Annotated in this window: 14 protein-coding genes and 1 tRNA gene; all 15 read left to right on the top strand. The window is 52.5% G+C overall.

Features of this window, described 5'->3' with window-relative positions; translation table 11 throughout:
• The first annotated feature begins 17 nt into the window (after window positions 1-17).
• The 15 genes from HMPREF3192_RS04840 to HMPREF3192_RS04765 all read left to right on the top strand — a co-directional run bounded on the left by HMPREF3192_RS04840 (window position 18) and on the right by HMPREF3192_RS04765 (window position 20,638).
• On the top strand, window positions 18-1,286 hold the full coding sequence (locus HMPREF3192_RS04840) for a glycosyltransferase family 2 protein (RefSeq protein ID WP_066306086.1): 1,269 nt from the start codon (window positions 18-20) through the stop codon (window positions 1,284-1,286).
• A gap of 181 nt (window positions 1,287-1,467) precedes the next feature.
• Window positions 1,468-2,985: an IMP dehydrogenase gene (locus HMPREF3192_RS04835; RefSeq protein WP_066305919.1), complete on the top strand. Its 1,518-nt coding sequence runs from the start codon at window positions 1,468-1,470 to the stop codon at window positions 2,983-2,985.
• 70 nt (window positions 2,986-3,055) lie between these two features.
• On the top strand, window positions 3,056-5,599 hold the full coding sequence (gene leuS, locus HMPREF3192_RS04830) for a leucine--tRNA ligase (RefSeq protein WP_066306084.1): 2,544 nt from the start codon (window positions 3,056-3,058) through the stop codon (window positions 5,597-5,599).
• Between the two features lie 12 nt (window positions 5,600-5,611).
• Window positions 5,612-6,940 carry a PASTA domain-containing protein gene (locus HMPREF3192_RS04825; RefSeq protein WP_066305918.1) on the top strand — a complete coding sequence of 443 codons (1,329 nt, stop codon included), beginning with the start codon at window positions 5,612-5,614 and terminating at the stop codon, window positions 6,938-6,940.
• Window positions 6,941-7,159: 219 nt separating this feature from the next.
• Window positions 7,160-7,663: a ribosome maturation factor RimP gene (locus HMPREF3192_RS04820; RefSeq protein ID WP_066305916.1), complete on the top strand. Its 504-nt coding sequence runs from the start codon at window positions 7,160-7,162 to the stop codon at window positions 7,661-7,663.
• A 42-nt stretch (window positions 7,664-7,705) separates the two neighbouring features.
• The gene (gene nusA, locus HMPREF3192_RS04815; protein ID WP_066305914.1) at window positions 7,706-8,971 is read left to right on the top strand and encodes a transcription termination factor NusA; all 1,266 of its coding nucleotides are present in this window, start codon (window positions 7,706-7,708) and stop codon (window positions 8,969-8,971) included.
• 48 nt (window positions 8,972-9,019) lie between these two features.
• On the top strand, window positions 9,020-11,785 hold the full coding sequence (gene infB, locus HMPREF3192_RS04810) for a translation initiation factor IF-2 (protein ID WP_066305911.1): 2,766 nt from the start codon (window positions 9,020-9,022) through the stop codon (window positions 11,783-11,785).
• 78 nt (window positions 11,786-11,863) lie between these two features.
• Window positions 11,864-12,358 (top strand): 30S ribosome-binding factor RbfA, encoded by a 495-nt coding sequence (gene rbfA / locus HMPREF3192_RS04805; protein WP_082715655.1) that lies wholly within the window; start codon window positions 11,864-11,866, stop codon window positions 12,356-12,358.
• Window positions 12,358-13,377 carry a DHH family phosphoesterase gene (locus tag HMPREF3192_RS04800; protein WP_231723365.1) on the top strand — a complete coding sequence of 340 codons (1,020 nt, stop codon included), beginning with the start codon at window positions 12,358-12,360 and terminating at the stop codon, window positions 13,375-13,377. Before rbfA ends, HMPREF3192_RS04800 begins: the two co-directional genes overlap by 1 nt.
• A 1-nt stretch (window position 13,378) precedes the next feature.
• On the top strand, window positions 13,379-14,356 hold the full coding sequence (gene truB, locus HMPREF3192_RS04795; RefSeq protein WP_066305910.1) for a tRNA pseudouridine(55) synthase TruB: 978 nt from the start codon (window positions 13,379-13,381) through the stop codon (window positions 14,354-14,356).
• The gene (locus tag HMPREF3192_RS04790) at window positions 14,353-15,588 is read left to right on the top strand and encodes a riboflavin kinase (RefSeq protein WP_082715654.1); all 1,236 of its coding nucleotides are present in this window, start codon (window positions 14,353-14,355) and stop codon (window positions 15,586-15,588) included. The genes truB and HMPREF3192_RS04790 overlap by 4 nt, the downstream gene beginning before the upstream one ends.
• A complete protein-coding gene (gene dnaG / locus HMPREF3192_RS04785; protein WP_066306080.1) occupies window positions 15,581-17,497 on the top strand; it encodes a DNA primase in 1,917 nt (638 codons plus the stop codon). Before HMPREF3192_RS04790 ends, dnaG begins: the two co-directional genes overlap by 8 nt.
• A 32-nt stretch (window positions 17,498-17,529) precedes the next feature.
• Complete coding sequence (gene rpoD / locus HMPREF3192_RS04780; protein WP_066305906.1) at window positions 17,530-18,885, top strand: RNA polymerase sigma factor RpoD; 1,356 nt, start codon at window positions 17,530-17,532, stop codon at window positions 18,883-18,885.
• Between the two features lie 91 nt (window positions 18,886-18,976).
• Window positions 18,977-19,051: transfer RNA gene (locus tag HMPREF3192_RS04775), tRNA-Asn, on the top strand.
• 762 nt (window positions 19,052-19,813) lie between these two features.
• Window positions 19,814-20,638, top strand: coding sequence for an ABC transporter permease (locus HMPREF3192_RS04765; protein WP_066306074.1), 825 nt, complete (start codon window positions 19,814-19,816; stop codon window positions 20,636-20,638).
• Window positions 20,639-20,657: the final 19 nt, after the last annotated feature.

The following is a 20,657-nucleotide window of genomic DNA, read 5'->3' as shown; positions in this document are numbered from 1 at the left end:
TCTTTTTCAACGCTCTGATGTTTTGTTTTTATACCTTTGCGTACCTCTATCAATTTTTGTTTTTGATTCGGGTACTCATCAAGGGCGATGTCAAGCTTCCTCCTGCCAAAAAGCAGCACAAATATGCCTTTTTTATTGCGGCGCACAACGAGGAAGAGGTCATCGGCAATTTGGTGCGCTCCATTAAGAACCAAAAGTACCCCGCCGAACTTATCGAAACTTTTGTCGTGGTTGATGCCTGCACCGATGCGACGGCGCAAAAAGCGGCTGAGGCAGGCGCGGTGGTCTATGAGCGCCATGACTTGGCACGGCGCGGCAAAAGTTGGGTTATGGATTATGGCTTCAATCGGATTTTAAACGAGTACGGCCCCGACGCCTTTGATGCGTTCTTTATTTTTGATGCCGATAATATCGCGTCGCCCGATTACGTTTCCATTATGAATCAAGTCTTTGACATGGGCTATTTAGCTGCGACGAGCTATCGCAATTCCAAAAACTTTGATTCGAACTGGATTTCTGCTGGCTATGCTACCTGGTATTTGCGTGAGGCGAAGTTTTTGAACAATGCTCGCATGCAAAGCCATACCAGTTGTGCCATCTCGGGTTCGGGCTGGATGGTGTCCAATCAAATTATTAAAGGGATGCACGGCTGGGATTTTCACACCTTAACCGAGGACATTCAATTTTCGACTTTCTGTGCAGCCAACAATATTTGCATTGGCTATGCACCAGCTGAATTTTTTGACGAGCAACCCGTCACCTTCCAAGCATCGTGGACCCAGCGCATGCGCTGGACCAAGGGCTTTTACCAGGTGTTTTTCTCGTACTGGCGCGATTTATTCCGCGGGGTTGGGCGTGGCAAATTTAGTGCATACGACATGCTCATGACCATTGCGCCGAGCATGATTTTGACGCTCTTATCGGTATTCGTAAACGCCTCATATTTGATTGTTGGTAAGCTTTCGGGTGGCTTTTTGGTCAGCGCAAGTGAGCTGGCACTGGCAAGCGGCTCGTTGGTGATGAGCTTTGTCTCGATGTACTTTGTCCTGTTTATTCTGGGATTATTGACAACGATTGTGGAGTATAAGCATATTCACGCTGCGAAGAAGTACAAAATTTTTACGAACCTGTTTACCTTCCCCTTCTTTATGATGACCTACATTCCTATTAATGTGGCAGCTCTGTTCAAAAAAGTGGAGTGGGTACCGACCAAACATACAATTTCGGTTTCGTTTAACGATGTGGTGAACAGCGCTGGGCAAAGTTCATCTTCGGATACCGCGTAAACAGTAGGATATATGCATACATGGCAAGCATAAAACCTGCCAGTGCGCTACAATCATGCACAACCTCTTGCATCGATAAGTGCGGGGCTGGTAGGCATTACAGGCATTACGCGCAAGCAAGGTCAAGCAAGGTCAAACATTACACGCAAGCATTGCACACGAACACAAAGGAGCGATTGTTATGGCTACATTTTTCGAAGGGGAGTCCCATACATTCTCTGAGTATCTGCTGGTTCCTGGTTATTCCTCGTCGCAAAATGTACCTGCGAATGTGTCTCTCAAGACGCCGCTGGTAAAGTTTAAGCGCGGCGAAGAGTCCTCCATTATGATGAACATTCCCATGGTTTCGGCCATTATGCAGGCAGTTTCTGGCCCCCGTTTGGCGGTGAGCTTGGCTCAGCAAGGAGGCATTTCGTTTATTTACGGCTCTCAGTCGCCCGAGGATGAAGCCTCGATGGTTCGCGAGGTGAAGTCGTACAAGGCGGGCTTTGTCGTGTCCGATTCAACTTTGACACCTGACATGACCCTGCAGGACGTGCTGGATTTGCGCGAGCGCACGGGCCATACCACCATGCCCGTGACCGAGGACGGCACTGCAACGGGCAAGTTCTGCGGCATTGTTACCAGTCGAGACTATCGTGTTTCGCGTGACGATCGCGAACTGCGCGTTCACGAGTTTATGACACCCGCTTCCGAGTGTGTAACGGCGCCTCAAAACAGCTCGCTGAAGGTTTGTAACGACATCATCTGGGAAAACAAGATCAACACCCTTCCTATCGTTGACGAGAAGGGCAATCTGTGTTCACTCGTGTTCCGTAAAGACTACGATTCGCACAAGGCGCGACCCGATGAACTTCTCGACAAACATAAACGCTATATTGTCGGCGCTGGTATTAATACGCGCGACTACGCCGAGCGCGTGCCACTGTTGGTCGAGGCGGGTGCTGACGTATTGTGCATCGACTCCTCTGAAGGCTATTCCGAGTGGCAAAAACTCACCCTCGACTGGATTCGCGAGCACTATGGCAACTCCGTAAAGGTCGGCGCTGGTAACGTGGTTGACGCCGACGGTTTTCGCTATTTGGCGGACTGCGGTGCCGACTTTATTAAGGTTGGCATCGGCGGTGGTTCCATTTGCATTACGCGCGAGCAAAAGGGCATCGGTCGCGGTCAGGCCTCAGCACTGATTGATGTGTGCCGTGCTCGCGATGAGTATTTTGAAGAGACGGGCGTGTATGTGCCTGTGTGCTCCGACGGCGGTATTGTCTACGACTACCACATGACGCTTGCCCTTGCCATGGGTGCCGACTTCTTGATGCTTGGCCGCTACTTTGCTCGCTTCGATGAGTCTCCCACCCGCCGCGTCAACGTTAATGGTTCTTACATGAAAGAGTACTGGGGCGAGGGAAGTGCCCGTGCTCGCAACTGGGCGCGCTACGACCTCGGTGGCAGCAAAAAGCAGCTTTCGTTTGTGGAAGGTGTTGACTCCTACGTGCCGTATGCAGGCCCTCTTAAAGACAATGTCGAAGGCTCGCTCACGAAGGTGCGCTCGACCATGTGCAACTGCGGCGCTCTTGACTTGCCTGAGCTGCGCGACAAGGCAAAGATCACACTTGTCTCGGCAACCTCGCTCGTCGAGGGTGGCGCGCACGACGTTGTCTTGCGCGAGAGCAATTCCGAGAATAATTTCCGCTCGTAAGGTATAAACGTACACAAAGGTGCTGAAGGAAGGGTTAGACGTGGCAGATACACAAAGCCAAACGAATCAAATGGTTGAAGCGCCGACCTATGACGCAAAACAGATTGAACAAACTTGGCAAACGTATTGGGCGCAGCACAAGACCTTTCGTGTTGCAGACACTTCGGACCGGCCAAAAAAATATGTGCTCGAGATGTTCCCGTATCCTTCGGGTGATCTGCATATGGGTCATGCACGCAATTACACCATTGGCGATGCGATGGCACGTCAAGCGCATATGCGCGGCTTTAATGTCTTGCACCCCATAGGCTTTGACGCCTTTGGTCTTCCTGCCGAGAATGCCGCCATCAAGCACCATACCCAGGCCGCCAAGTGGACCTACCAAAATATCGCCCAAGCTACCGCTACCATGCGCCGCATGGGTTTCTCGTACGACTATGATCGAACATTTAACACCTGTGACCCCGCCTACTATCGCTGGGGTCAGTGGATGTTTATTAAGATGTGGGAGAAGGGTCTGGCATATCGTGCTACTTCACCCGTGAACTGGTGCGATAGCTGTAAGACGGTGCTCGCAAATGAGCAGGTCGTTGAAGGTCGCTGTTGGCGCTGTAAGACGATTCCGCAAAAGCGCAATCTGTCGCAGTGGTACCTCAAGATCACCGATTATGCGCAGGAGTTGCTCGACGACCTCGACACGCTTGATGGCTGGCCCGAAAACGTCAAGGCACAGCAGCGTAACTGGATCGGGCGCTCCGAAGGTACCGAAATTGACTTTACGCTGCTCAATCAAGACGGACAGACCCCGACCGATCAAACCATTAGCGTGTTTACCACGCGCGCGGACACCATTTTTGGCGTGAGCTTTTTGGCGCTTCCGCCCGAGAGCCCTCTTGCGCAAAAGCTTGTGGCTAACACCGCTTATGAGGCAGATTTTGCCCAGCTCAAAGCTCAGACCGAGAAGATCTCGAGCGTTGATCGCCAAGCGTCTCATATGGAGAAGCAAGGCGTCTTTACGGGACGCTATGTCATAAATCCCGTCAACGGTCGTCGTGTCCCCATTTGGGTTGCTAACTATATCGTGCTTGATTACGGAACGGGCGCCGTCATGGGTGTTCCCTGCGGTGACCAGCGCGATTTTGACTTTGCTCGACGCTACGATTTGGACATTATCCCCATTATTTGCACCAATGATGATCCTTTGTATACCCAGCTCAAAGACGAGAAGGACATCAAAGTCACCACCGTAAACTGGGGTAGCGCCATGGAGGCCCAAGGCTATTTGGTGCAATCTGGTCAATTTACAGGCCTCGTGGGTGGCAAGCACTCCGAAGCGTCTCGCGCCATTACCGCATGGCTTTCTGAGCAGCACAAGGGCCGCTCAAAAGTGCAATTCCGTCTGCGCGATTGGCTCATTTCTCGTCAGCGCTACTGGGGTAACCCCATCCCGATGATTGTCTGCGACGACTGCGGCGATGTTCCTGTGCCTGAGTCTGACTTGCCTGTGCTGTTGCCCGAAAACCTCGATTTGGGTGCTGGACAAACCCTTGCACAATGCAAAGAGTTTTACGAAACAATCTGTCCTCGCTGCGATAAACCCGCTAAACGCGTGACCGATACCATGGATACCTTTACCTGCTCGAGCTGGTATTTTATCCGCTACACCGATCCCCACAATGACAAGGCCTGCTACGACAAACAAAGAGCTAATCACTGGATGGGTGTCGATAATTATATCGGCGGTATTGAGCATGCCATTCTGCACCTTTTGTACTCGCGTTTTTGGACAAAAGTTGCGCGCGACCTTGGTTTTATCGACATCGATGAGCCCTTCATTAACCTGTTGACACAGGGCATGGTCAAAGACGCCAACGGCGACACCATGTCCAAATCGAAGGGCAACGTTGTGCCGCCTTCCAGTGTTATTGAACCGTACGGCGCCGATACGATGCGTTTAGCGATTTTGTTTATCGCTCCTCCCGAGAAGGACTTCGATTGGGACGAAGAGGCCGTTGGCGGTGCCCATCGCTTTATTAAACGCGCGTGGCGTGTCGTGTGGACCTTGAGTCGCGAAGCCGACTTTAGTGCGACCTTCGATCGCAGCTCCTGCACGCCCGACGAGGCTGAACTGCATCGCAGCTTGCATGATCTGGGCATTCGTTGTACTAACGACTTTGATCGCGCACAGTTTAATACTGCGATTTCGGCGATTATGGAACTCGTGAATGCTGCGAGCAAGTATTTGCTTGCCACGCAGGATGCCCCGCGCAATGCGGCGTTGTGTGCGCTCGTTGCACGCGATATTGTTGCCATGTTATCGCCAATTTGCCCCCACTGGGCAGAAGAGTTGTATCATGAGGCGCTTGGTTTTACCGAGTCGATATATCATGAACCTTGGCCTAGCTTTGATGCGTCTCAGACCAAAGCCGACACGCAAGAAATTGTCGTGCAAATTATGGGTAAGCTTCGCGCTCGCATTACGGTAGCAACTGATGCCACCGACGATGAGCTTAAAGAGGCGGCGGCTGCAGCGGTTGCAACCCAACTTGCCGATAAGACCGTCAACAAGGTCATTGTGGTACCTCATAAGCTCGTGAATTTTGTTGCTCGTTAGCAAGGAGGAAGCATGCGTTGTCCCCACTGTTCATACGAACTTGCCGACGGCATGCTTCCTGCTCGCTGTCCTGAATGCGGACACAATCTTGCCAATATTTGTGACACGAATAGCGCCTTAGCAAATGCTAAGAAGCTTGCGACCCAGCGTCGTGGCTTCCGCAGCCGTCAGTTTGCTGATGATGGCGAGACCATGACAGCTGCGCTTGTACGCAAGCACCCTTGGGATGGAAAAGCCAAATATATTGCCCTTTTGTTGTGCATCGCTGCGGTTGGACTGGTGGTGTTTGTGCTTTGGCACATGCAGGTAGTTGGCGGTGTAACCCTTCCCGATGTGGTGGGTTGGCGCATCGAGCGCGCACAGCCGCAGCTCGAGCGCGCGGGCTTTAAAGTGCGCACAACATCTAAGCTTGCCGATGAACCCGAAGGTCTTATCCTCGAGATGGATCCTAAACCCCAGGCGCGTATTATCCCAGGCACCACAATAACCTTAGTGGTTTCTAAGCCGCGCATCATGCCTGAAGTTGTGGGTAAAACAAAAGATGAAGCAACAAAGCTGCTTGAAGAGCAGGGTTTGACCTGGGAATTTGCCGAGAAACCCGACGATGGTACACCCGATCTGGTTCTAGACAGTTCAGTTAAGGCGGGATCACCTGCGTCTTCTAAGAAGAAGATTGCCCTCACCATTTCGAAGAAACGCGAAATTCCCAATCTTGTAAGCTTAAGTGAGGCCGATGCCACCAAGGCGCTTGAGGCGCTTGAGGTGAAGATTAAGGTCAGCTATGTCATTCCCGCAGCGGGACAAAAAGAGGGGATCGTGGTAAAGACCGATCCCGCCTATGGCACGGTTGTTACCAAGGATAGTGTTGTGACCATGACCGTAACGAAAAACCTAGGCAAGACGATCGAAGCCTATGCAAAAGAGATCGTCAACGCGGTCTACAGCGGCGACCCTGAAGCAGGCGGTTATACGGGTGGCTCTGTGCTTAAACAATATGCTGATCCCACTATGACGATTGGTGGCAAGTCCATCAAGGATGCATCAGAGCAAGAGGTGTACCAGGCCTTTGTCAAGCAAGGGATTAGACTTCCCGAAGGCGTTGATGCCCGTATTGGTGTTCTTACGCGAAGCGTGGTGCATATCGAAAGCGTTGCCGCGGGCTCTGATGGCGCCGTGAGCGTCCGTGTGGTCGTGAAATGGGATTGGTCAAAGCTTGGTGGTGAGTATGCACAGGTGACCTCCACCGATACGCACGAGATAAAACTGCAGTTTAATCGCTCCGCGCAGCTTACTAGCTTTAGTGATCCTGCGGGTGATATTCCCGAATATACGATGAGCTAAGTTTCTGTAGGCTTCGTGTACGGGGAGGCAGCTATGAGCCGCTCGGTGTGTCATACTTGCTAAATGTCGCGTATACGGCTATAGTTATGTCGAATGTTTGTTAGTGTTTGAGGAAGTGGGGTGCACGTTTGGCCCCGCTTCCTCTTGTATGTATACGCACAAAGTGGCGCACGGCCTGCGCTGCCAGCGACGCACAAACTGCGCGGAAGGAGGGAAACGATGACTCACGAGCATATCACGCAAACGCTTTTAACCACCTTGGAACAGGCAGCGGTAGCGCATCAGATTGACATCATTGATGTCGAGATTGTGGGTGCGAGCAAAGCTCCCGTGGTTCGGGTTCGTATTGATCATGACGACCCCAACAAACCAACCATTGGTTTGGACGAAGTTACTCAACAAACCTCATGGATTTCTGAGGTGATTGACGAGCTTGATCCCTTTGTTGGTTCGTATACCTTGGAGGTTTCGTCTCCAGGCCTTTCTCGTCCTTTGCGTCGCCTGAAGGACTTCGAGCGCTTTGCCCAGCAACATGTGGCACTAAGCACCACTGCTCACGAGGGTCGTCGTCGTTATACGGGACAGCTTTTGGGCGTTGAGGATGGTCGCATCGTGCTTGAGGTCGATGGTGAGCGTTTTACGTTTGCACTTGAAGAGATTAATCGTTGTACGTTAAAGCCCCAGATCGATTTTTCTGGTGCCAACAGCAAAATACTGCAATAACACGCTGTAGCAACATACCGTAAAAACACGTAAGGAGAAAATATGGCATCAGAAATGATGGACGCGTTGATGACCCTGTGTCAGGAAAAACACATTGACCAGCTGTACTTGCTCGATCGTCTTGAGCAGTCGCTTGCAAAAAGTTATGCCGACATCATGCACCTTGTCGATGGTGCAAAAGTCACGATCGATCGTGCGACGGGCAAGATTTATGTCTATAAGCTCGTACCGCGCGAGGATTCTTGGGATGACGAAACGGGTTTGTATACCGAATTTGATGAGGTAGATGTTACCCCTGCAAACACCAGCCGCATCGCCGCAGCACATGCAAAAATGGAGATCAACAACATCGTACGTAATGCTGCTCGTCAACAGATTTACGAGGAGTTTTCGCAGCGCATTGGCGACATCATCAACTGCACCGTTTTGCAGATTACCAATGACTTCACCATCGTAAAAATCCGTGAAGGTGTCGAAGCCGAGCTTCCATACTTTGACGTGCGCCGTAATCCAAATGAGCGCAACGAGCGTCCTGAGGGCGAGCGTTATGTCCACAACCAGCGCCTCAAGGCCATTATCGTTGACGTGCGCGATCCTTCCAGCAATGCCGCACCCGTGCGCGGTGAGCATGTGCGTCCTTCCATCGTAGTGAGCCGCACACACCCCGATCTTATTCGTCGCCTCTTTGAGGCCGAAGTGCCCGAGATTTACGATGGCGTTGTCGAGATCCGTTCCATTGCTCGCGAGGCGGGGGCGCGTTCGAAGATTGCCGTGAGTTCTGCCGATGAGCATCTTGATCCCGTTGGCGCCTGCGTCGGTCCTAAGGGCAGCCGTGTGCGTGCTGTGGTTGGCGAGCTGCACGGGGAGCGTGTTGACGTCATTTTGTGGAGCGATGACCCCGCTAAATGCGTTGCCAATGCCTTGTCTCCCGCAAAGGTGAGCCGTGTTGCTATTGACCCCGAGACAGGATATGCAACGGTTGTTGTTCCCGATGATCAGCTGAGCTTGGCTATCGGCAAAGAGGGCCAAAATGCACGTCTTACTGCACGCCTGACGGGTCTTCATATTGACATCAAAAACGAATCGCTTGCCGCTAAGCTTATGGCATCCATGCCCGCAGTTCCTGCTGAAGTTTCCGACGATCTTATCGATAACACTGTCGAAGAGCAGCGCTGCCAGTACGTTACCGAGGCAGGCGTCGCTTGCCGTAACATGGCGCGCGAAGGGTCTCGTTTTTGTGGTCTGCATGAGCGCATGGCCCAGATGGATGATCTGCCCGTGTCCGACGACCCCGATTCGTTGATTTAGTCTAGGTTCTTTATCTTGGAAATACTGTGATATGAAGGGATTGAGTCTATGGCAAAAATTCGCGTACATGACCTTGCAAAAGAATATGGTATGACCAGCAAAGAGTTGCTCGGTCACTTACAAGAAATGAAGATTCCCGCCTCAAGCGCATCGTCGTCGTTGGAAGACGCGTATCTCTCGATGGTCAAAAAGAAGCTCGCTCCTATCTTGGAAGCGCGCGCTGCCGAGATCGAGGCACAAAAAAAGGCTGAGGCTGAGCGCCTTGCTGCCGAAGAGGCCGCTGCAAAGGCAAAGGCTGAAGAAGAGCGCAAGGCTGCCGAAGCTCGCCGTGCGCAGGAGCGTGCCGAGGAAGAAGCGCGCCGTGCTGCTGAAGAAGAGGCACGTAAAAAGGCGGAGGCCGAGAAGGCCGAGGCAGAGCGCAAGGCTGCCGAAGAAGCCGAGAAGCTGCGCGTGAAGGACAACGCTCCCAAGGCGATTCCTTCGATGACGAGTTTGCTTGATCAGATTGCAGCGCAGCAAAAGGTGCTCGAAGAGAAGAAGTCTCAGAAGAAGGCTGCTCGCAAAACTGCTGGCAAAGGCTCTGGTAAAGCTGACGATCGCGGCGGCGCTGCTGGCTCTGACGAGAAGGGCGCTCGCGGCAAGGGTGAGCACGGACGAGCTGAGCGCGCTAGTGACGAGCACGAGTCCAAGCACGAAGGCTTGCAGGGCGCAGGCTCGAGACGCGGACGTCATAAACATGCGCAGTCTGCAGGTGCTGGCACTGGCGCGAACAACGATATTGTCGCCATGCAAGCCCAAGAGCAGGAAGCCACGTCCAAGCGTGGTCACGGTCGTCGCGGTGGACGCCATCAGGAGCAAGAGGATCGCTACACGCGCATGGCTCGCGAAGCCGAAGAGTACAATCGCGTGCACATTTTAGCAGAGGCTCGTGCAGCGGTTGAGGAAGCAACAAAAGAATCCACAGGACGTCGTAAAAAGCGTAAAGAGCGTCGCCAAAAGCAGGCAGAACAAGCCGCTGAGCAGGCGCGTATTGAAGAAGCGCTGGCCAACGACCAGGATCTTTCCCAACTCGACACCGTTCGCGTGCCGCAGGGTACCACCGTTGCCGGTCTCGCCGAACTTCTCGGCGTGCCCGCCAATGACATCATTAAGCGTTTGTTCTTGCTGGGAACCCCGCTCACGATGACGCAGAGCATGTCAGACGATCTTATCGAGCTGGTAGCCGATGACTTAGGCGTGGATATCAAGATCATGACCAAAGAGGAAGAGAATTCCTTCACCTTCTACGATGATCCGAAAGATCTGGCGCCTCGTCCGCCTGTGGTAACCGTTATGGGCCACGTTGACCACGGTAAAACCTCGCTGCTCGATGCCATCCGTCATACGGGTGTGGCCGAAGGCGAAGCGGGCGGCATTACCCAGGCTATCGGTGCATCGCAGGTAACCATCAAGGGCCGCAAGATCACCTTTATCGATACGCCTGGTCACGAGACCTTTACTGCCATGCGCGCGCGTGGTGCGCGTGTGACCGACATTGTCATTTTGATCGTCGCTGCCGACGACGGTGTCATGCCGCAAACGATTGAATCCATCAATCACGCAAAGGCCGCTGAAGTTCCCATTGTTGTTGCGGTGAACAAGATCGATAAGCCCGGCGCTGATCCCAGCCGTGTTCGCCAGGAGCTCACCGAATATGGTGTTATTCCTGAGGAATGGGGCGGACAAAATATGTTTGTCGACATTTCGGCTAAGAAAAAAATCGGCATCGATGATTTGCTCGAGTCCGTTTTGCTGCAGGCAGATGTACTTGAGCTCAAGGGTAACCCCTCGACGTTTGCCTCGGGTAACGTGCTTGAAGCTAAGCTCGATCGCGGCCGTGGATCGGTCGCAACCGTGCTGGTTACCCGCGGTACCTTGCATGTTGGCGATGCTCTTGTTGCGGGTATGAGCTTTGGTCGCGTTCGTGCCATGGTTGATTCAAAGGGCAACAACGTGAGCGAGGCTGGACCTTCTGACGCTGTTGAGATTTTGGGTCTGCAAAGTGTACCCATGGCGGGCGACGAGTTCAGGGTCTTCTCGGATGAGCGCGACGCGCGTGATCTGGCCGATAAGCGTGCTCTGAAGGCTCGTATTGAAGAACAGCAGCGTGTGAAGCATGTCACGCTGGAGAATCTCTTCCAGACGATCGAAGATGCCGAGGTCAAAGAGCTTAACCTCATTATTAAGGCCGATGTACAAGGCTCCATCGAGGCGTTGCAAGACTCGCTCGATAAGATGGATCAATCCGAGGTTCGTATCAATACCATTCACTCGGCCGTTGGCGCCATTAGCGAGACTGACGTCATTTTGGCGGACGCCTCCAACGCGATTATCATCGGCTTTGGCGTGCGTCCCGAGGCAAAGGCTCGTGCTGCAGCAACCCGCGCCGGTGTCGAGATTCGTACTTACAGTGTCATTTACAAGGCCATCGAGGATATTGATGCTGCACGTATTGGTATGCTCAAGCCGACCGAGGAAGAAGTCCAAACGGCCACGGCGGAGGTTCGCGACACCTTTAAAGTGCCCAAGGTGGGCATTGCCGCAGGCTGCATGATTGTCGAGGGCGAGCTTTCGCGTGACGATAAGGTCCGTCTCGTGCGCGATGGTATCGTTGTCTTTGATGGCAAGATTGCCTCGCTGCGTCACTTTAAGGATGATGTGAAGTCAATCAAGGCAGGCTTCGAATGCGGTATTGGCTTAGAGAATTACCAGGATATTCACCCTGGTGATCTTATCGAAGGCTATAAGATTGTTGAAGTAGCTCGTACTGAGTAGGGTAGTGGCGTCTGATTGCTTGCAGCTTGTAGCTGCACTGATTGGTTTGTACCACACTGCTCGCCGAGAGGAGGCGCTATGAAACAAAATCAAGCGTCGCGCCGCATCAACGAACAGGCGCGCGAGAAGCTCGCGAGCATTTTGCTGCTCGAAATTTCGGATCCCGATTTGGCCATGGTGACCATTACGGCTGTGGAGGTTTCGGTCGATCGCTCGTTTATGCGTGTGTTTGTGAGCTGCGATTCGTCGCAATACGAGCGCACGATGGCAGCTTTCGATCGGGCCAAGGGGCGTATACGTTCGCTTCTGGGGCGCAGTTTGGCTTGGCGTGTGACGCCGCAGCTGCGCTTCGAAATCGATCGTACGACCGACGAGGCCGAGCGTATTGCGCAAGCGCTTGAGCAGGTTCCTCCCACTTTAGGTGTACCAAAAGACGAAGATGGGTATCCTTTGGATAACGTTGATAATCCCGCAGGCGACGGTGCAGATGGTTTCGCTGGCGGTGCTGCCGAGAAGGACGCCGCAAGTGGTCTGGCGGATAATTCCGCGGATTCTGTAAAGGAAGATGCGTAGTGGCTTGTTGTCGTATAGAACAGAGCGCCGCAGACGTGCAACAATTGGATGCTCTTGCGGCATTGATTGAACAGGCACAAACAATAGCGATTTGCGCGCACACCAAACCCGATGGCGATGCCTTGGGATCAGGGCTTGCCTTGAGCATGATCATTTCGCACTTGTGGCCTGACAAAATGGTTACCAATCTTTTGGCCGATAACGAGGACATTCCCGATATGTATCGTTTCTTACCAAAAAGCGATACCTTGGTGCAGCCAGCGACCTACACGCAGGATCCTGATCTGTTTATTATGGTTGACTTGGCTTATCCTGCGCGCCTTAACGAGGCTCAGCCCATCTTCGAGCGCGCACGAAAGCGTGCCACCGTTGATCATCACCCTGCTGATACGCCCGTCGGGGACGTGTGCTTTTCTCGTCCCGAGGCTGCGGCAGCAGGCGTCTTGGTTGCGCAATTTGCGCTCTACAAAAAGGTGCCTTTAACGCCGCAGATGGCAACCTGTTTGATGTGCGCGCTGGTGACCGACACGGGAAGTTTCCAGTATCAAAATGCAAACACCGAGGCTTTTACCATTGCGAGTATCTTGGTGGAGGCAGGTGCCAATCCTGCCGAGATTTCTCTGCAAGTGTATCAGAGCCAAAGCCTTGCGTACTTGCGCTTAAAGTCGCTAGTCATGGGTCGTATTAGCATTTTTGATAAGGGTCGCGTTGCGTACAGCTATGCGACTGAAGAAGATTTTGCGCGCTGTGCGGTGCTGCCCGATCAAGCCGAAGGTCTTATCGACATGGTGCGTAGCGTCGCGGGAACGCAGGTGGCGTTGTTTTTGAAGCAGGTCGATAAGCACGTCGTGCGTGGTAATTTGCGATCGAAGTCGGATATCGATATTTCGGGTGTGGCGCGCGAACTCGGCGGTGGTGGGCACAAGGCTGCTGCTGGTTTCACCTTTAATGGCACGATCGACGAGGCGTTGAGCTCGGCGCTTCCCAAGCTGCATGTGCTTTTTGAAGAAGGGTTATAGCTTGAAACGTACCAGCTCAGGCCTTCGAGGACTTTTGGCTGTCGATAAGCCATGCAAGATGACAAGTCACGACGTAGTCAACAAGCTGCGTCGTGCTTTGCATGAGCGCCGCATTGGTCACGCTGGCACCCTTGACCCCGACGCTTCGGGCGTGCTGGTTTGCGGTGTGGGCTCTGCTACGCGTTTGCTGGGCATGCTTTCGGCTGACGATAAGACCTACGAAGCGCGCATCGTGTTTGGAACGCAAACAACCACCGACGACGCTGCTGGTGAAGTTATCCAAACGAAGCCAGTTCCCGCAGCGCTTCTGCAAGCTGATGTTGCTCGTCGTGCGCTTGAGGCTCTTCTTGGCACGCATGAACAACTTCCACCTGCCTATAGCGCAATCAGTATCGATGGTGTTCGTGCGTATGAGCTTGCTCGCACAGGCCGTGATCCGAAGCTTGCACCACGAACAATTTGTGTGTATGAGGCATCGTTGCTGCATATGTCGAGTACTGAGAGCGCCTGGAATGGTGAGTCTGTGGTCTGGGATGTACGGCTGCATGTTTCTAAGGGGACTTATATTCGCAGTATCGCTCGCGATTTGGGTGCAGCGTTAGGAACCTGTGCTCATATTGGCGGCTTGAGGCGTCTGCAAAGCGGTTCGTTTGAATTGGGATCCTGTGTGTCTCTTGCTCAGCTTGAGGAGCTGCAAGAGCTTGATGTCGAGGCTCGTACCGCCGAGCTCGAAAAACTCTGGGTCGATCCCGCTCATGCGCTCGGATATCCCACTCGCGTGTTGACTGCTGCCGAGATGGATGATATTCGCTGTGGTCGTCCTATTGCTGTGCAGACGCAAGCAAAACCTCAACAAGTCAGCTCTCAGCGAGTCAGTTTGCTTTTTCAAAACAAGCTTGTCGGCGTGTACGAACAGCAAGATTCTCGACTGGTTTGTGTGGTCAACCTGCTTGATGGCATCTCGGGGGTACAATCATGACGCGCACGCCGCTCTTCTCGGGCGCGAAGGGGGCGTTGAGCTCACCGAACTTCTCAGCTTCGACGATCTTCTCGGCAGAAACAATCAAAACATGGGTGGAGAACTCGTTATTGTTACGAGCACCTCAGCCGCTTGAGGTACGCAAAACTGAAGCAAAACAGGACCACGCCGCGCGCGTGTATATTTATCGCAAGGCGTGGTATGACGAGGCGGTTCCAGCGGCCTTTGGCATCGGCGCGTTTGATGGCTTCCACAAGGGTCATCAACAGCTGATACATGATGCTGTGCAGTACGCTCATACAAGGCAGATCCGTTGTGCGGCGGTGCTGTTCGACCCCGATCCTTCTGTGCTTCTCGATTCGCGCCCGCAGTCGGTGCTGCTTGACATCAATGATCGCGTTCGCGCGCTGGCGCAGGCTGGTGTCGATGCGGTGATTGTATTGTCGTGCACTCACGCACTCTTACAGACGAGCTACATCGATTTTTGTTTGCAGACTCTGCCCAGTTTTGCCAGTGTGCATTCGCTGCATCTGGGCTGTAATACCGTGCTCGGTCGTGACGGCAAAGGCACTATTGACGCATTGCGTGAGCTGGGCGCTCAGCACGATTTTGAGGTCGTGTCGCACGAGCTCTTGCATATCGATAATACCGTCGTGTGTGCCACACGCATTCGCCGCTTGCTGGCGCAAGCTGCCACTCCTGATGCGTTGACTACTTCTGATGCACTGACTGAAGCTCATCGGCTTCTGGGCCGCGCGCATTTTGTGCGTGGACGCGTGCAGCATGGCAGGGGAGAAGGCAAAAGTTTTGGTTTTCCCACGGCAAACCTTGTATGCGAGGCCGCACGCTGCGTGCCCGCGAGCGCTGTCTACGCTGGGTTTGTGCACGTTCAAAACCATGCCTGGCCTGCGGCGATTAATGTGGGCGCACCGTTGACCTTCTCGTCAGACGAGCAAACACGAGGCCAGTGCTGCGGCCAGCATAAAGACCAAAGCTGCGGCTCAGGCAAAGGCCAGAACAACGCCCAGCGCCTGCTGGAAGCGCATCTCCTCGGATTTTCGGGAAACCTCTACGACCAGACGGTTGACGTTTCGTTCGTGGCGCTTTTGCGACCGTCCAGAAAATTTCCATCCATCGCCGCATTAGAAAAGACCGTTCACGGGAATATTTACTGGGTAAAAACGCATCTTGGCAACGCCGCTGTGAAGGTCGGTGAGCTTGCGCATGATTGATCCAACAGATAAAGAACGCGTGCGCCAGGCAACTGACTTCGCGGCCCTCGTGGGCGAGACGGTCCTTTTGAAGCCTCGTGGCCATGAGCTGTGGGGTTGCTGCCCGTTTCACGAGGAAAAAAGCCCTTCGTTCAAAATCAATCCGTCGACTGGTTTGTGGCACTGCTTTGGCTGCGGGCAGGGAGGCGACGTTTTTGATTATATTTCCCGCCGAGAAAATCTTGATTTTGTCGACTCTATCCGTTATTTGGCTGATCGCGCTGGTATCGAGCTCACCGAGCAAAAAACACGTGCGTCGCGCGGACCTCGCCGCTCGAGGCTTATTGCCTGTTTGACACAAGCAGAAACGTTTTATCATACGCAGCTCATGCGCAGTCGGGGCATGCTCTTCTCGCACGCGCGCGAATACTTTGCAAATCGCGGCTTTAAGAGTGATGTTTGCAAAAAGTGGAAGCTGGGCGTTGCGCCTGGTCGAGAAGCTTTGGTGCAGCATTTGCAACAACAGGGCTTCACCAAAGCCGAGATGATTGCTGCAAACCTCGCGGTCGAGCGCCGTGGATTTTTGCAGGATGTTTTTTATGACCGCGTTATGTTTCCCATCCACGACGAAACGGGTCGCTGCATCGGTTTTGGTGGTCGCGTCATGGGTGATGCAAAGCCCAAATACCTCAATACCAAGGAAACCCCCGTCTTCCACAAGGGAAAGCATCTGTTTGCCTTTGATTATGCCAAGGCGAGCATCGCACAAACAGGCGTGGTGATCGTCTGCGAAGGCTACACCGACGTCATTGCTATGCACGAAGCAGGGTTTACCAACACGGTTGCCGCCTTGGGGACCTCGTTTTCGCTTGATCACGTCAAAACGATTTCGCGTTTTGCGCAGACAATCATCTGCATGTTTGATGGCGATGCCGCAGGTCAAAAGGCAGCTCAGCGCGCTGTTCAGTTCATCGATAAGACCAGCGCAGATATGCGCTGTGTGGTGTTGCCCGACAATCTTGATCCTGCAGAATTTCTTGCGGCACGTGGAGCGCAAGCGCTGCAGCAGCAGCTCGATGCCTCACGTCCGCTCATCGATTTTGTCTTTTCTAAAATGCTTGCAAGCTATGATTTGACCGTGGTGGGGCAGCGCTTGACCGCGCTTGATGATATTGCGAGCGTTTTGGCGCCGCTCAAGCAGTCACTCATTATCGACGAATATGCCATGCGTTTATCCGACGCTTTGGGTACCGATTTAAACGAGACAAAGCGACGCATTCAGCGCGCAACGCCTAAGACGTATGATACGCGCGATAGCTGGGATCGCCAAGCCGCGACTGGGGCATATGACGATAAAGGCAGCCAGACACGTATTCCGTCATCTGCAGCAGCCGACCCCGCCGCCACTCAAGCCCCTCCCGCGACATCAGCTACTGCGTCACCCGCGATGCAAGCCCTATCGCTCGAGGAGCGGCGTCAGCTTGCTTGCGAGTGCGAGCTTTTAAGCTTTATGGCAGAGCATATCGATGCAGCACGACCCTTTGACACAATCATTGGTGGCTTTGATTGGGTCGATAGTCGCCACCAAATTTTGGCATGGGCCATGCTTGCTACACCCTATGGCACCCCTGCTGACCAGGTAGTCTTAAGCGCACAAGCGGCATTTCCCGAAGCAAGCAAGATCTTATCGTCAGGCAAATTGTCACATGTCTGGACAGGACCCGAGGATAAAAAACTCGAGTTTTTGATCAAACAGCTCGATCTGTTCTCGACGAAGCGCCGTGTTCGTAAAATTCGCGCGCAACTCCATGCTTCGCTTGAGTCTGCGCAGGCCGAAGAACTTCTCAAACAGGCGACCGCGTTGCAGCTGCAAGTGCAGGAACTGAGCAAAAACCTCTCATCGCTGTTATCTCCAGATAATAATGGGTAGAATAATCAAATCCATGTGTCGAAAGGACTTTTGTGGCCACGAAAAAGCAAAAATCTGAAGTAAAACTTTCCGAAGAGCTTGAGCAGGTTGCTCAAAACCTGGTAGGCACTTCTTCCCAAAAGGGAAGCGTGACTGAGGACGAGATTCAAATTGCGCTTAAAAATATCGACATCGAAGACGACGAGCTTTCGGACCTTTACGAGGTCATTCGCTCGCGCGGTGTTGAGGTAACCACGGCGCCCGATGCCGATCCTGCCGCAAGCTTGATAGATGTTTTGGATGTTTCTGATGACGACGACGCACCCATGTTTGAGGATTTGGACGAGGACGAGGATCGCACTGGCATCGATGAAGTAAAAATCGCCGATGAGGAACTTCGCAGTGCTTCCCGTGCCAAGCCCGCTAAAAAACGCACCACTACTCGCGCCAAGAAGCGCAGTAAAACCGATATGTCAACCGTGCTTTTGACGGGTGACCCTGTGCGTATGTACCTGAAGGAGATCGGTAAGGTCGACCTTCTGACCGCATCCGAAGAGGTACACCTTGCCATGAAAATCGAGGCTGGCTGCGAGGCTGCCGATCAGCTCGAAGCTGCCGAGCTGGGCGAGGTCGAGTTGACGCGCGCGCAGGTGAGACGCCTGACTCGCGTCGAGCAGGTTGGTCTTGAAGCAAAACAGGCTCTTATCAGCGCAAACCTTCGTTTGGTTGTCTCGATTGCGAAGCGCTATGTCGGTCGTGGCATGCTCTTTTTGGACCTGATTCAGGAAGGCAACCTTGGTCTTATTCGTGCTGTCGAGAAGTTCGACTACACGAAGGGTTTCAAGTTTTCTACCTATGCAACCTGGTGGATTCGTCAGGCGATTACCCGTGCCATTGCCGATCAGGCGCGTACGATTCGTATTCCCGTTCACATGGTCGAGACGATCAATAAGCTTGTGCGCATTCAGCGTCAGCTTTTGCAGGATTTGGGTCGTGACCCGACTCCCGAAGAGATTGGCGAGCAGATGGATATGAGCGCAGATCGCGTGCGCGAGATCCAAAAGATCAGCCAAGAGCCCGTAAGTCTCGAGACGCCCATTGGTGAGGAAGAGGACTCGCAGCTCGGTGACTTCATTGAAGATGCGCAAGCGGTGGCCCCTCCTGATGCTGCCTCTGATTCGATGCTGCATGAGCAGCTCGATCAGGTGCTCGATGGTTTAGCTGATCGGGAGCGTAAGGTCATTAAGCTGCGTTTTGGTCTTGAGGATGGACATCCTCGTACCCTTGAGGAAGTTGGCCGCGAGTTTGGTGTCACGCGAGAGCGCATTCGCCAGATTGAATCAAAGACTCTTGCGAAGCTTCGTCATCCTTCCCGCTCGGGTAAGCTGAAGGATTACATGGAGGAGTAGGGCGCTTTCGTGCGTTTTTAAAAAAGTACTTGCACCTTTTGATGAGTTAGTTATACTTATAACTCGTCGTGTGCAGTGCTGTATGCAACATTCCCCGGTGGCGCAGTGGTAGCGCAGCTGACTGTTAATCAGCGTGTCGCAGGTTCGAATCCTGCCCGGGGAGCCATTTGTTTATGATAAGACCCGTGGGATTACCCGCGGGTCTTTTTGTTTTCGCGTAGAAACCAACAGGGGAGAGAGTCATAGCCTGTTCTGTATGCCACAGATCTATTTTATACAATGGTTTAAATATCAGTTCTTCCAAGATTGCCTGTCGGCAAAACTCACTGATCGAGATACCATGCTTCTGTGCAGCTTCCTTAACATCCTTTTCAAAGCTTTCAGTCACTTTGAAAGATATTGTTTGTATAAGATTTGAGTTTTTTGGAATGCCATACCAGATGTGTCCTGTTGAGTATTCTTCTTCGGGAAACTCCTCCTTATCATAAGCTTCGCACCGAGCATTTATCATTGATTGAGTTACTGGCTGTCCGTTTTTGGCTACGTCAATGACTTCATCACTCATTTTTCCTTCTTTCGTTAACGCTATCTTCCATAACCAGCCAAGTGTTAAATACCGAACACAAAACTAAGGCTTAATCTTATAATAAGGTATAACGTATCCGAAAGGAACGCCTATCATGAAGACCAAGGCAAATCCATTGGTGGCCAGGATCGCAACTTGTAATACACTGAGCTTCTTAGTAGCAATTGACAAGCCTTCAAAATCGGGTACACCGAAGCAAATGGAGGAGCGTTTTTTAGAACGTTTTTTCGAACGTACGTATGATGCCGTTTGTATGAGATTTTTTAGAATGGCCGTACTCCATGATAGGATTTACTGATGCGTACATGTTCGTGAAAGGATTGGACATCCAACGTGAGCACCATGCAAACAACTGATAATGCGATTGGGGATATCAGTCGTAAAAATGCTTGGAACACGGGCTATAAACGTGACGCGAGCATTATTGAACAGCTTGTTACAAAAGACTTCAAGCTCAAATATCGCCGCAGTGCGCTGGGCATTGCATGGAGTGTTTTAAATCCTCTGCTTATGATGATTGTCATGGCGGCGGTCTTCTCGTCATTCATGCGCTATCAGGGCAGTAATGTTGGCAATTATCCTTTGTATCTTATTTTGGGTAACACCGCGTGGCAGCTGATGAGCGATGCGACCACGCAGGGAATGCTCTCGATTATTAACGCGGCATCGCTGCTCAAAAAGGTGCGCGTGAATCGCTTTGTTTTTCCCGTACAAAAAGTGCTTTTCGCGATGGTGAATTATGCGTTTTCGCTGATTGCCGTTGGCTTTGTTATGCTATTTTTCCGCATACCGCTAACGGCTGCGGCATGTTTTTTGCCTTTGGCGTTGCTGCTTTTGGGAATTTTTTCGGTGGGGCTATCGCTGTTGCTGGCAACCTTATCGGTCTTTTTCAGAGACGTTATTCATCTGTGGAGCGTGTTTTTGACTGCCTGGATGTATGCCACGCCGCTGTTTTATCCGTATGAGATTTTGCCCGAGTGGATGAAGTTCTTGGAGATGTTTAACCCCATGTACTGCTACATAACGCTCATTCGCGATGCGTTGCTGTGGGGTCAAACCCCGACGCTTGTACTCGTGGCGCGCTGTGTGGTATTTGCGGCACTCTCGCTGCTGCTCGGCATGTGGGCATTTCGCAAACACGAGCATAAGTTTATTTTGTATATCTGACGCATCGGCGCTCAGCTTG

The organism is Atopobium deltae, from assembly GCF_001552785.1.
In the GTDB taxonomy this organism is placed as follows: domain Bacteria; phylum Actinomycetota; class Coriobacteriia; order Coriobacteriales; family Atopobiaceae; genus Atopobium; species Atopobium deltae.
The sequence above is the reverse complement of the archived record's forward strand: the minus strand, read 5'-3'. Positions and strand labels throughout refer to the sequence as shown.